This window comes from Nocardiopsis deserti (assembly GCF_008638355.1).
Classification (GTDB): Bacteria; Actinomycetota; Actinomycetes; order Streptosporangiales; family Streptosporangiaceae; genus Nocardiopsis; species Nocardiopsis alborubida.
In genome coordinates this window covers 24,050-36,385 of sequence record NZ_VWVS01000015.1, presented here as the reverse complement: position 1 = coordinate 36,385, position 12,336 = coordinate 24,050, and the positions used below count along the sequence as shown (strand labels likewise).

The 12,336-nt window shown below is 72.6% G+C and carries 11 protein-coding genes; 1 reads left to right on the top strand and 10 read right to left on the bottom strand.

Annotated elements, in window-relative coordinates; translation table 11 throughout:
* Positions 1-5: 5 nt before the first annotated feature.
* From FYW99_RS20180 to FYW99_RS20160, 5 genes are all read right to left on the bottom strand, one after another.
* Positions 6-509: a hypothetical protein gene (locus FYW99_RS20180; RefSeq protein WP_150253611.1), complete on the bottom strand. Its 504-nt coding sequence runs from the start codon at positions 507-509 to the stop codon at positions 6-8.
* 76 nt (positions 510-585) lie between these two features.
* Entirely contained in the window at positions 586-1,785 is a 1,200-nt protein-coding gene (locus tag FYW99_RS20175; RefSeq protein WP_150253610.1) for a glycosyltransferase family 4 protein, read from the bottom strand.
* Complete coding sequence (locus FYW99_RS20170) at positions 1,782-2,810, bottom strand: phosphatidylinositol mannoside acyltransferase (protein WP_150253609.1); 1,029 nt, start codon at positions 2,808-2,810, stop codon at positions 1,782-1,784. The genes FYW99_RS20175 and FYW99_RS20170 overlap by 4 nt, the downstream gene beginning before the upstream one ends.
* A 40-nt stretch (positions 2,811-2,850) precedes the next feature.
* The gene (gene pgsA, locus FYW99_RS20165; RefSeq protein ID WP_150253819.1) at positions 2,851-3,480 is read right to left on the bottom strand and encodes a phosphatidylinositol phosphate synthase; all 630 of its coding nucleotides are present in this window, start codon (positions 3,478-3,480) and stop codon (positions 2,851-2,853) included.
* Positions 3,481-3,722: 242 nt separating this feature from the next.
* On the bottom strand, positions 3,723-4,304 hold the full coding sequence (locus FYW99_RS20160) for an HIT family protein (protein ID WP_150253608.1): 582 nt from the start codon (positions 4,302-4,304) through the stop codon (positions 3,723-3,725).
* 381 nt (positions 4,305-4,685) lie between these two features.
* Here FYW99_RS20160 and FYW99_RS20155 point away from each other — a divergent pair, with 381 nt between their 5' ends.
* Entirely contained in the window at positions 4,686-5,141 is a 456-nt protein-coding gene (locus tag FYW99_RS20155) for a GNAT family N-acetyltransferase (RefSeq protein WP_150253607.1), read from the top strand.
* A gap of 11 nt (positions 5,142-5,152) precedes the next feature.
* On the opposite strand, the gene FYW99_RS20150 is transcribed toward FYW99_RS20155, so the two are convergent.
* The 5 genes from FYW99_RS20150 to FYW99_RS20130 form a co-directional block, all read right to left on the bottom strand.
* Positions 5,153-6,808: a DUF885 domain-containing protein gene (locus FYW99_RS20150; protein ID WP_150253818.1), complete on the bottom strand. Its 1,656-nt coding sequence runs from the start codon at positions 6,806-6,808 to the stop codon at positions 5,153-5,155.
* A gap of 121 nt (positions 6,809-6,929) precedes the next feature.
* The gene (locus FYW99_RS20145; RefSeq protein WP_017565656.1) at positions 6,930-7,523 is read right to left on the bottom strand and encodes a GTP-binding protein; all 594 of its coding nucleotides are present in this window, start codon (positions 7,521-7,523) and stop codon (positions 6,930-6,932) included.
* 34 nt (positions 7,524-7,557) lie between these two features.
* Positions 7,558-7,974: a DUF742 domain-containing protein gene (locus FYW99_RS20140; RefSeq protein WP_223839293.1), complete on the bottom strand. Its 417-nt coding sequence runs from the start codon at positions 7,972-7,974 to the stop codon at positions 7,558-7,560.
* Positions 7,975-8,072: 98 nt separating this feature from the next.
* Positions 8,073-8,474 (bottom strand): roadblock/LC7 domain-containing protein, encoded by a 402-nt coding sequence (locus FYW99_RS20135; protein ID WP_017565654.1) that lies wholly within the window; start codon positions 8,472-8,474, stop codon positions 8,073-8,075.
* 232 nt (positions 8,475-8,706) lie between these two features.
* A complete protein-coding gene (locus FYW99_RS20130; RefSeq protein WP_150253817.1) occupies positions 8,707-12,000 on the bottom strand; it encodes a sensor histidine kinase in 3,294 nt (1,097 codons plus the stop codon).
* Positions 12,001-12,336: the final 336 nt, after the last annotated feature.

Sequence of the window (12,336 nt, the reverse complement as noted above, 5' to 3'; positions counted from 1 at the left end):
CGTCTCTACGGGGTGTCGGGTCCGACGGGCAGGAGCAGGATGCGCGGCGGCTGGTCGTCGATCTCGAAGAAGTCCGGCAGGGACGCCGTGCCCGCCAGGCGGAACGTCCGGACCAGCCGGGAACGGCGGGCGCGGCGGGTGTCGGAGACCGCGCCGTTGTAGAACGTGCGGGCCATGTGGACGCCCTTGGCGGCGGCCTCCACCTCGGTCAGGTGGGGCCGCAGCAGTTCGGAACGCTCGGCGGCCCCCGGAGATTCCAGTGCGGCGCGCAGCGTGCGCGAGAGCGCGCTCTCGGCCAGCTCCCGTTGCCGGTCGCGCGCCTCTCGGGCGGCCGCGGCGGCCCCGGGCAGGGCGCGCGTGGCGTCGGTGCCGTCGGCGGCGGCCAGCGCGGACGCGGCGGCCAGGCGCCGCTCCAGGGCGGCCTCCAGGGCCGCGCGGGCGGTGTCGACCCGGTGGTGCAGGCGGTGCAGGCGGGTGGCCCGCCACGAGAGGTAGAAACCGAACAGCATCAGGGCCAGGAGGATGCCGACGACGGCGGCGGCGAAGAGGACGTCCTCGGTCAGGGCCGTTCACCCCGTTCCGCGGTCACGTCGTCCCCCGGTGCAGCAGGGCGGTGGCCCGGGGCCCGCCGTCCGGGCGCACCCCCGCGGAGCGGCCGTCCCCGTCCCACAGCAGGACGGTCTGGTAGACGTGGGCGACGTCGGCGGCCACGGTGTCCCAGTCGTAGGCGCGCACCGCGCGGCGGGCGGCGCGCGAGAGCTCGGCGCGCCGCCCGGGTGCGTCCAGCAGCGCACCGGCGCGTTCGGCCAGGTGGGCGGGGTCGCCCGCGGCGAACAGCTCCCCGGCGGCGCCGCCGTCCAGGACCGCGGCGAAGGCGGGGATGTCGCTGGCAGCGATGGCCGCGCCGGAGGCCATCGCCTCGGTCAGCACGATGCCGAAGCTCTCCCCGCCCAGGTTGGGCGCGCAGAACACGTCGGCGGAGTGGTAGGCGCGCGCCTTGTCGGCGTCGTCCAGGCGCCCCAGCAGCACGACGCGTTCGCGCAGGTGCGCGGGGACGGCCTCCATGGCCGCCGAGGCGTCGCCGGGCCCGGCCACCATCAGGCGCAGGCCGGGGCGCTCGGAGGCCATGAGCACGAAGGCCTCCAGCAGGACGCCCAGCCCCTTGCGGGGTTCGTCCAGGCGCCCCAGGAAACCGATCGAGCCGCCCTCGCCCGGCCAGCCGGGCAGGGGGTCGGCGTGCGCGAACCTGCGCACCGCCACCCCGTTGGGGATGAGCACGGCGTCCCCGCCCAGGTGTTCGACCAGGGTGCGCCGGGCGGCCTCGGACACGGCGATGCGGCCGTTGATCTTCTCCATCGCCGAACGCAGCGCCGGGGAGCTCACCGCCATCGCCCGCGACCGGGGGTTGGCGGTGTGGAAGGTGGCCACCACGGGACCGTCGGCCGCCCAGCACGCCAGCAGCGAGACGCTCGGCGCGGACGGCTCGTGGATGTGCAGGACGTCGAACCCCCCCTCGGCGATCCACCGGCGCACCCGCGAGGCGGCCCTGGGGCCGAAGGTGAGCCGGGCCACCGAGCCGTTGTAGGGCACCGGGACCGGTCTTCCGGCGGGAACGAGGTAGTCGGGCAGGGCGCCGGTGTCCGCGTCACCCACCGGCGCCAGTACCGACACCTCGTGCCCCATGCCGGTGAGCGCCTCGGCGAGGTCGCCGACGTGCTGCTGCACCCCGCCCGGGACGTCCCAGGCGTAGGGGCAGACCAGGCCGACCCGCATGTCCACGGTCACCCGTTCCGTTCGTCTCGTCCGGGGGTCCTCTCCCCGCTGTCTTGAGGGGCCCCTACCCCGTTCGCCGCGGGGAACCCGCCCTCCGCACCCGGTACGGTGCCGCCGCCCGGTCGGCCCTGCGCGTGGCGCTCGTGGTCGGCACGTCCGTGGTCGGCGCTGAACACCGGCTGGAGCATGTGCCAGTCCTCGGGGTGCTCGGCGATCGCTCCCTCGAAGACGCGGACCAGCTCCTGGGTCGTGGCCTGGACCCGCTCGGCGCGGGTGGCCCCCCCGGCGACGGGGATCTCGTCGTGGACCCGGATGTTCCAGTACGGGCCGTCGTACCACAGCGAGACCGGCATCAGGGCGGCGCCGGTGTTGAGGGCCAGCGCGGCGGGCCCCGCGGGCACGCGCGCACGCTCCCCGAAGAAGTCCACCTCCAGGCCGGTGCCGCTGATGTCGCGGTCGGCGAGCAGGCACACCAGGCCGCCCTCGCGCAGCCGCCGGGCCAGGGTGCCCACGGTGCCCGAACCTCCGGTCAGCGGCAGCACCTCCATGCCCAGGGACTCGCGGTAGGCGGTGAAGCGCTGGAACAGGCTCTCGGGGCGCAGCCGCTGGGCGACGGTGGTCAGCGGGGTGCCCCTCAGGGCGATCCAGGCTCCGGCGTGGTCCCAGTTGCCCATGTGGGGCAGGGCGGCGACCACGCCGCGACCCGACCGGACGTGCTTCTCCAGTACCTCGATCCCGGTGGCGCGGGTCCGGCCCAGGACGTACTCCTCGCTCATGGCGGGGAGGCGGAACATCTCGTAGTAGTAGCGCATGTAGGAGCGCATGCCCGCACGGGAGAGCGCGCGCAACTGGGCGTCGGTGGCCCCGGGGCCGACCAGGCGCCTCAGGTTGCGCTCCAGGCCACGTGTGCTCTCGTCGTGGGAGCGCCAGGAGCGGTCGGCCAGGCGTTGGAACACCGCCCGCCCCGCGCGCTCGGGTGTGCGGCGGATCATCGCCCACCCCGCCGTGTAGGCCAGGTCGGCCGTGCGTTCGTCCACGTCGTGTCCCCGTTCCCGCGTCTCCCTGTTTCCCGTGTGCTCAGGCTCCGCTGTTGGCGTCTCCGGTTCCCGCGGCTCCCTCGACGTAGTCGGGGTCGTTGAGGCGGGCGCGGGTCTCCACCAGGCGCTGGAGGACGGTGAGCAGGCTCATCGCGGCCAGCAGCCACAGGCCGCCCGCGAGGACGTAGGGCACGTCCAGGCCGCCGAGGCCCACGGCGACGAGGATGACCACCAGGCGCTCGGTGCGCTCGGCGACGCCGACGTCGCAGTTGACGCCCAGCCCCTCGGCGCGGGCCTTGATGTAGGACACCATGAAGCCGCTGACCAGGCAGAAGAGGGTGAGTCCGGCGAGCAGGGGGTCGTCGCCCTCACCGATGAACCACCACAGGAGCCCGGAGAGGATGGCGGCGTCGGCGACCCGGTCGAGGCTGGAGTCGAGGAAGGCGCCGAACGCGCTGGCGCTGTCGCGGGCCCTGGCCACGGCTCCGTCGAGCATGTCGAAGAGCACGAAGACGGTGACGACGACCGACCCGGCGTACAGCTGTCCCTGTGGATAGAAGTACAGGGCGCTGACGACGACGCCGAGGGCGCCGACGATGGTGACGATGTTCGGTGTGAGGCCGAGGCGGGCCAGGCTCCGGCCGAGCGGAGTGGTGACCCGGGAGATCATGGGGCGAAGGATTCTCAGCATGTCTTCTTGGAATCGTAGGGCGGGAAGGGTCGCGGGGGTGGAAACCGCACCGGCGGGGGCGGATCGGGATGGGAACCGCAGCAGCGGGGAGGGCTCGGGGCCGGGCTGTGTGGGCTCGGGTGGGTTCGGTGGGTTCGGATGAGCTCAGGTGAGTTCGGGTGGACTCGTGGAGGGACGGGGCGGCGTCCGGGGGCGTGTCGCGTGCTCCCGTGGAACGCGCCCTAGTCTCTGGGCCAGTGCGCGGCGACCCTGGCCCGGGTCTGCTCCAGCATCTCGGGCAGCACCTTGGTCCGGCCGACGACAGGCATGAAATTGGCGTCGCCGCCCCAGCGGGGAACGATGTGCTGGTGCAGATGGGCCGCGATCCCGGCACCGGCCGCGTCGCCGAGGTTCATGCCGACGTTGAAGCCCTGCGGCCCGTAGGCGGCGCCCAGCGCCCGGATGCCCGCCTGGGTGAGGGAGGCCACCTCGGCGGTCTCGTCCTCGTCCAGGGCGGTGTAGTCGGACACGTGGCGGTAGGGGCAGATCAGCAGGTGGCCGCTGTTGTAGGGGTAGAGGTTGAGGACCACGTAGGCCGACTTGCCCCGGGCGACCACGAGGCCCTCTGGGTCGGACAGTCCGGGGGCGCGGCAGAAGGGACACCCGTCCTCGGGGCGCGAGCCGCTGGGCTTGCCCTCGCCTTTGATGTAGGCCATGCGGTGCGGCGTCCACAGCCGCTCCCAGCCGTCGGGACTCCCCGTGCCTGTGCCCGTGCCGGGAGGGTCGACCGGAACGTCTCCGTGCTCGTTGTCGGCACCGCGCATGGCCCGTCCGTTTCCGTCGCCTGTCCGTACTCTCTCGCGTCTCCAGCATAGAAGCGCGATGCCGACCGCGCGTCGAACCCGCCCCGGCCTGTGGACAACTCCGCGGGAACCGGTCGCGCCTGCCGCGGCCGCCGGTGTACCAACGCGTGGAGGGCGGCCGGAGTGCCCGACCATGCGGGTGTGGCCCGTCGGGGTGTGCGCCCGTCCGGGTGTCCGGTCCGGCGGGTGGGAGGTGAGCCCTTCGACTGTGACCCGCACCGACGGGTGAAGAGGTCGGGAAGCTGGGACCAGCTACCCCGGTGAGGTGGAGGTAGAGCCTCCAGCACACCGCCAGCCACACGGTTCGTTGGGGGTTTTGGACGCTTTGTAGGATCGGTGCCCGTGAGCACACTCCGTCCCGCCGTTCCGGCGGACCTCGAAGCCCTCACCATCTTCCTGCGCGGGGTCGACCTGACCCTGAGCGGACTCGACTCGCCGTCGGTGCGCCTGTGGATCGAGCGGGACGCCGACGGATCCGTCGCCGCCACGACCGGCTTCGAGCTCAGCGCCGACGGCCGCGACGCCCTCATCCGCAGCGTGGCCGTCCGGGAGGACCGGCGCCGTGCGGGCTCCGGGTCCGCGCTGGCCCGCCACGCGATCAGCCGGGCGACCGGACTGGGCGCGCGGCGGGCCTGGCTGTTCAGCCGCCGTTCGGGGCCCTTCTGGCGCGGCCTCGGCTTCGAGGAGGCCGACCGCCGCGAGCTGGCCCGCAGGCTCCCCGACACGCACCAGGTGCGCCTGTTCGTGGAGACGGGACAGCTGGACCGCGAGGTCGCCTGGCGGCGCCGACTGCTCTGAAGGCGGTTCTCCTACAGCTCCAGCAGGGTGCGCAGGTGGCGCGGGGGCGGGCTGCCGTGGGCGAGCATCGCGTCGTGACGCTCGCGCTCGGTGAGCGAGGGCCGGGCCAGGGCCAGGTCGCTCGCGATGTCGGAGACCTCGGTGTAGCCCACGTAGTAGGTGGACAGCTGGGCGCTGGTGAGCTGGGCGCGGCGCCACTTGCCGACGGCCTCGCCCTCCTCCTGGTGTCCGCGCTGGGTCATCAGGGAGATCGCCTCGGCCTCGGTGAGGTCGCCGGTGTGCAGGCGCACGTCCAGGATCGCGTTGATGATCATCCGCAGGCGCATCTTGAGCTGCACCAGGCGCAGGGACAGGTCCTCGCGACGGTCGCCGGACCAGCCGTGGCGGGCCAGCACCTCCTCGGCGTAGACCGCCCAGCCCTCCACGAAGGTGCCGCTCCACAGGGCCCGGCCCACCCGGGTGCCGCCCTCGTGGCGGGCGGCGTGGGCGAGCTGGAGCGCGTGCCCCGGCACGGCCTCGTGGGCCATCAGGTTGCGCAGCATGCCCGCGTTGTACTCGCGGAAGAACGACTCCCGGCGCTCGGCGGGCCAGTCCTCGGGCGGTGGGGCCACCGCGACCAGGGTCGTCTGCTCCCCTGCCCGCGGGTCGAGGGGGCCGGGGGGCTCGCAGTAGGCCACCGACACCCCGCGGCGGGCCTCGGGCATCGGGACGATCCGGACCGGGTCGTCGTGGACCGTGACGACGCCCAGCGCGCGCACCCGCTCGTTCAGGTGCAGGAGGGCGTCGGCGCAGGCGGGGCGGACGGTGTCGGCGCCGGTGGCGCCTCGTGCGGCCAGTTCGGCGAGCGCCTCGGCCACCCCCTCGCGGCGGCGCGTCCCTCCCAGGTACTCGGCCGCCGTCTCGGCGATCGCCTCCTCCGTGGCGAGCAGGTCGCTCTCGGCGCGCACCAGCAGCGCCTCGGGCGAGAGTTCTGAGTCGAGGGTGTACCAGAGCTGGGCGGCGAAGTCGCGCTCCCCCAGGCGGGGGTCTGCGGTGGCGGTCTCCAGCCGGTCGCGCAGCCAGGCCGCGTGCTCCTCCACGGCCACCAGGGCGGCCTCGCGGGCCGGTTCCAGGTCGGAGGGCGGGGAGGACTCCCGCGCGGCCAGGGCGGGCACGTCGGAGGCGAGCATGGCACGGGCCCCGGCCGCCTGGGCCAGGGCCGTCTCCACGTGCACGCGGGGCATGCCGGAGCCCTCCGACAGGCGCGAGCGCGCGGTGGCGAGGTAGTCGGGCAGGGCCGCGCAGCGCGCGGCGAGCGCCGACAGGCGTTCGGGGAGGGGCAGGACCTCGCGCTCCACGAGGGCGTGCAGGGCCTCGCCCGGCGAGTACAGCAGCGGGTCCCACGTGTGCGGGCGCAGTTCCGCGGTGTGCCACAGGTCGGCGCTGACGCGGGTCCGCAGCACCTCCAGGTCGACCCGGTCGCCGACGGGGACGAGGTCGGGGTCGATCTCGTCCAGGGAGCCGAGGGCGTCGGTGAGCACCGAGACGCGGCGCACGTCGGCCTCGGCGGAGTGGTCGGACAGGCGGGAGGCGCCACGGGTGTCGCCCAGTTCCAGCGCCCACTCGGGGGCGTCGTGGAGCAGGGAGTCGAGCACGCGCTCGGCCACGTCGCGGAACCGCCTGGTCATCGCCTCTGGGTCGGGCTGGGAGGAAGAGCTCATGGCGCCATGATGCCAGCACGGACGCCCGGTTCCCGTCCGACGGGAACCGGGCCGTGCTCTGTGCGGGACCCCGGCCCGGGTGGCCCTCCTAGCGCCAGGAGTTCTGGCCGCCCGTGGAAGTGGGCTGTCCGGCCGCGCCCTCGGGGTCCCCCACCGTGATGGCGTGCTCGACGAGGGTGATGAGCGTCGACTTGGTGGAGGCCTTGTCACGGGCGTCCACCTGGACGATCGGGATCTCCGGGCTGAGCGTCAGCGCGTCCCGGACCTCGTCGGCCGCGTGGGGGTAGTAGCCGTCGAACCCGTTGATCCCCACGATGAAGGGCAGACGCGCCTCCTCGAAGTAGTCGATCGCGGGGAAGCAGTCCGCCAGACGGCGGGTGTCCACCAGGACGACGGCGCCGATGGCGCCCTTGACCAGGTCGTCCCACATGAACCAGAACCGGTGCTGTCCGGGGGTGCCGAACAGGTACAGGATCAGGTCGGAGTCGAGGGAGACGCGGCCGAAGTCCATCGCCACGGTGGTGGTCTGCTTGTCCGGCGTCTTTGCGAGGTCGTCCACCCCGACGCTGGCGCTGGTCATGACCGCCTCGGTGGTCAGCGGCACGATCTCGGAGACGGAGCCAACGAATGTCGTCTTCCCGACACCGAAGCCCCCGGCGACGACGATCTTGACCGACGTCATCGCGTTCCCCCCAGCACCGCCTTCCTCGGCTGGGCTAGAGCTTGCGAAGTCCACTGAGCACCCTTTCAAGCAGGTTGGTGTTGGGACGGGCGTCGTTGTTGAGCGAGGACCTGATCTGGACCAGTCCCTGCTCGGACATGTCCGCCACAAGCACCCGCGCCACACCGAGCGGCATCCGCAACAGCGCGGAGATCTCCGCCACGGAACGCCATTCCCGGCACAGGTCGCTGATCGCCTGCCATTCGGGCGTCAGCGTCCCAGACTCGTTGCGGGCCGCCGCGGTGGCCGAGATCAGGGCTTCCAGGGGAAGCTGCGACTTCGGCTTGGTGCGGCCCTTGGTCACCGCGTAGGGACGGACCAGAGAACTGGGCGCGCTCCCCGCAGCGGATCGTTGGTCGTACGGTTGTTGGATTGGTCGGGGAACATCTCCGCCGCCCGGAACCGCCGGCATTCCCCCCGTGGGGGGACCGCTCGGCTGTTGTCCGAACCACGAGGCGCTCCCGGCATCTCTACTGTGAGGTGCCACCACTTCCTCCTGTCGGTGGTGGTTCAGTGGATTCCCGAGGTGCGCGCCGTTGGTGTCAGCGCCCGCCCCGCCCGCTCGACGAGCAGGGTCATCTCGTACGCGACCAGACCCAGGTCGCTCTCAGCCGACGCCAGGACCGCGAGGCAGGAGCCGTCGCTGATGGCCATGATGAGCATCAGCCCCCGCTCCATCTCCACGACGGTCTGGGCGACCGCTCCACCCTCGAACACCCGGGCAGCTCCCTGGGTCAGGCTCGACAGGCCGGAGGCGATGGCCGCCAGCTGGTCGGCCCGGTCCGTGGGGAAGCCCGCCGACGAGGCCAACGGAAGGCCGTCAGAGGAGACGACGATCGCGTGGGCGACATCGGGGACACGGTCGGCAAAGTCAGTGATCAACCAGTTGAGTTCATTCACCTGTCGACTCATCTGATCTCCTGTCCAGTTTCGCCGGCTGGTCTCTGGGCACTGCTACCGCCGGCACGGCATGTGACAGCACTGCCTCTACGAACTGCCCGGCCCCTCCCGTGGGGGTGGCCGGGAGTCTGGTGTTCTGCTCTCGTCAAGCTGTGGGTAAGACGCGTCCGAGAAGCTCGGTAGATGCTATTGCATCCAGCCCCTGGGATTAAGGGGGACCCCGTCCCACCAGGTTCCACTGAGGTCACCTCTCCGTCGGGCCTTCCCCGAGCCGGTCCCTGCCCTCGCGGACGCCCTTCTGGAAGCCCGAGAAGCGGTTGCGGACGCGGTCCGCGCTGCGCGTGGGCATCTGCTTGAAGTTCTCCGGCTTGGGCGCCGTCCCCGGAACAAGGTTTGCCTTGGGAACGCGTTTTGGCAAGCCCGAGGTGGTCAGCCCGTCCGCCTGGGGCTCCGCGGCGGTGCGCGCGGCCTTCCAGCCGCGGTCGGCCGCGGAGGTCCACCCCTGGTCGGAGCGGGTCCCCGCAGCGGGGCGGGACGCCTGGTCGGTACCGGCCGGGGAGCGCTGCTCCTGGGCCGCCGGGACCTGCTGGATCGGGCCGGTCTCGGTCGTGTCCACCGTGGGGCCGCCGCTGCGGCGCTTGAACCAGTTGGACTCGATCGCGTCGAAGATCGGCAGCGAGTCGCTCTCCTCACCCGACGGGGTGGGCGGCACGACGGTGTTGTTCGGCCCCTGGGCACCGCCGTAGCGGCGGGAGAGGTAGGCGGTCGAGCCGTACCCCTCGCGGGAGTCGACGCCCCCGGAGCGCCAGTTTCCGCCGTCCTGGGACGGGGGGACCGCCGGGAAGGTCTCGGTGTTGTCGTCGCGCTCCCTGGCGGCGGGACGCTCGTGGGAGCCGGTGTCGCGGCCGCCGAACGCCTGGCCCGAGCCGTTGCCGGAGAAGGCCTCGCCGCCCGCGGAGGCGCCGTTGTCGGAGGAGGCTCCGGTGTGGCCGCCCGACTGCGCTCCGGTGTTGCCGAACACGTCGTAGGACTCGTTCGCCGCGGGGCGGAACGCACCGGTGTCGGTGGCGGGTCGGCGGAACTCGCCCGTGTCGCCGGTGGGGCGGCGGAAGGACCCCGTGTCGGAGGGCCTGCTGAAGGACCCCGTGTCGGAGGGCCTGCTGAAGGACCCGGTGTCCGACGAGCGTCCCACGGAGCCGCCGCCGAAGGAGTCACCGCGGGGGCTCGGGTCGAAGAAGTTGCGTCCGCCGCTCTCGGGCTGCGGGCGCTGGGGCTCGTCGTCCTCGGAGGCGTCGTAGGGGTCGACGACGGGACGGCCGTTGGCACCGCCGGAGGAGGCTCCGGTGGTCCCGGCTCCCCTGGTGGTGTCCCACACCGAACCGGTGCTGGTGTTGCCCCACAGGTCCTGCCCGCTGGGCGGGTGCTCCTCGGGGTGGGACCCGGTGGGCTGGCGCCTGGGCAGGCCGCCCAGGTCGCCCGGGACGCTGCCGCTCTCCTGGGTCTGCCAGGGGTCGTTCGGCTCGACGGGCGCCGGGGTGGAGGCGAAGGCCGCCTCGGCGTCGGCGTAGGTGTTGGGCGCGCCCGAGGTGAGCTCGGGACGGCTGTCCGCACCGCCCAGGGCGTGCTGGCCCTCGACGGGGGTGATCAGCAGGTCCGGCGGGAAGATGACGTGCGCGGTGGTGCCGCCGCCGTGCGCCTCCTCCAGGCTCAGCCTGACGCCGTGGCGGTGGGCCAGGCGCGAGACCACGAACAGGCCCATGCGGCGCGAGACCGCGACGTCGATGACCGGCGGGGCGGCCAGGCGGGCGTTGATGCCCGCCATGTCCTCCGGCGCCATGCCGATGCCGCTGTCGGTGACGTCGACCTGGACGCCGCCGTTGTCGAGGGTCTTGGCGCTGACCAGGACCTCGGTGTCGTGCGGGGAGAACGAGGTGGCGTTCTCCACCAGCTCGGCGACCAGGTGGATGACGTCGTTGACGGGGCGGCCGAGCACCGAGATGTGGGAAGGGGCGCGCACGTTGACGCGCTCGTACTGCTCGACCTCGGAGACGGCGCCGCGCAGGACGTCGACCAGCGGGACGGGCTGCGCCCACTTGCGGGTGTTGTCCTGGCCGGACAGGACCAGCAGGTTCTCGTTGTTGCGGCGCATGCGCGTGGCGAGGTGGTCCAGCTGGAACAGGTCGGAGAGGCGGTCGGCGTCCTGCTCGGACTGCTCCAGGCCGTCGATGAGGCGCAGCTGCCGTTCCACCAGCGTCTGGCTGCGGCGGGACAGGTTGACGAACATCGCGTTGACGTTGCTGCGCAGCGCGGCCTCGTCGGAGGCCAGGGTGAGCGCGACGCGGTGGACGTCGTCGAAGGCGCGGGCCACCTCGCCGATCTCGTCGTGGGTGTCGACCTCGATCGGGGTGACCTTGACGTTCTCGGGGACCGTCCCGGCCTCCTGCATCCGGTTGATCGCGTCGGGCAGGTCGCGCTCGGCGACCCGGCGCGCGCCGTCCTCCAGGGCGCGCAGGGGGCGCACCAGGGAGCGGACCACGAGGGAGGTGAGGACGAAGACCGCCAGGAGCACGGCCGCGACGACGAGGAGGTCGATCAGGGCGCGGCCCATGGCCTCGTCACGCAGGGTGTTGGCGTCGGCGGCGATGCCCTGGGCGATGCCCTCCTCGACCGTCTGGAGGCGTCCCAGGGCCACGTCGGCGATCTCGCGGTACTCCTCGGGGCCGTCGTTGGCGGTCACACCGGTGAGGTCGTCGCCGCGGTCGGCGCGGTACATCACGCGCATGCGCATCGTGGAGACCTGGCTGACCTCCAGGCCGGTGAAGTTGTCGTTGAAGATCTGCCGCTGCTCCTCGGAGGCGGACTGGACGAAGTTGGAGATCTCGCTCTCGTAGCGGGCGCGCGCGGAGTCGATGGCCTTGGCGATACCGCCGGTCATCGTGTTGCGGGCCAGGGAGTGGCCCATCAGCGCGGTCTCGTAGGAGAGCTGGTCCCGGGCGGTGGACAGCGCGGTCAGCGTGCGCACGCTCTCGCGCAGGTCGGTGTCGCCGGTCTCGTCCGCCATCGTCTGGTTGAACTCGGTCAGCGAGCGGGTGATCGTGCGGTACTTGGTGACCACCGGCAGGACGGTGATACGGGTCTCGTCGACCTCGGTGCGCAGGGCTTCCACCGTGGAGAGCTGGCTGCGCATGCTGGACAGGCGGCTCGTGGCGGTCTCGGTGTCCACCTCGCCCATGTCGTCCAGGCGTGCGGTGAGGGTCTGCTGGAGGTCCCGGGAGGCGTCGCGCTCCTCCTCCATCCACTGGCGCAGCTCGTCCGAGCGCCGCGCGGGGTCGGCGTTGTCGGAGATGTAGACCGCGCTGGCGCTGCGCTCGTGGCCCAGCTGGTTGGCCAGCTCCACGATGAGGACGCCGACCTCGGCGCGGTCCTGGATGTGCGCGTGGGTGACGGTGGAGACCGCCGCCTCGTAGACCCGCAGGCCGCCGAGCGCCAGGGCCACCGCGGTGGGGATGACGATGAGGGCCACCAGTCGGGAGCGCACCCGCCAGTTACGTGGCCGCCACCAGTCGGCTCTGCGCTTGGGCGTGGCATCGGCATGTTCGGCCTGCGCTGCCTCGCTCTGCGCGCCGGCCCCGTTTTTCGTCGCTCGTGTCGACACGGACCCTCGCAACCTTTCGTGTCACCGCTTCGAGCGGCTGGTTGGACCCCAGGGACGACCGCTCCAACCGAAGGCTCTTCGGGGAAATCGGTACAGACCACGAGGTCCACCGAGCCGGAAGCGGCGGGAATGTGGGGAGATGTGAAGACTGTCCGCTGGACTCGCCTGGGATGAGAGGAGCCGCGCACCCGAAGATCTCCGTAGGTGCGCGTGCGGTGG

Bases quoted from the DNA above. Each gene is read 5' to 3' on its own strand.
- FYW99_RS20180 (WP_150253611.1), bottom strand. From the start codon at position 509: ATGCTGTTCGGTTTCTACCTCTCGTGGCGGGCCACCCGCCTGCACCGC.
- pgsA (WP_150253819.1), bottom strand. From the start codon at position 3,480: ATGATCTCCCGGGTCACCACTCCGCTCGGCCGGAGCCTGGCCCGCCTC.
- FYW99_RS20160 (WP_150253608.1), bottom strand. From the start codon at position 4,304: ATGCGCGGTGCCGACAACGAGCACGGAGACGTTCCGGTCGACCCTCCC.
- FYW99_RS20150 (WP_150253818.1), bottom strand. From the start codon at position 6,808: ATGACCAGGCGGTTCCGCGACGTGGCCGAGCGCGTGCTCGACTCCCTG.
- FYW99_RS20145 (WP_017565656.1), bottom strand. From the start codon at position 7,523: ATGACGTCGGTCAAGATCGTCGTCGCCGGGGGCTTCGGTGTCGGGAAG.
- FYW99_RS20140 (WP_223839293.1), bottom strand. From the start codon at position 7,974: ATGCCGGCGGTTCCGGGCGGCGGAGATGTTCCCCGACCAATCCAACAA.
- FYW99_RS20135 (WP_017565654.1), bottom strand. From the start codon at position 8,474: ATGAGTCGACAGGTGAATGAACTCAACTGGTTGATCACTGACTTTGCC.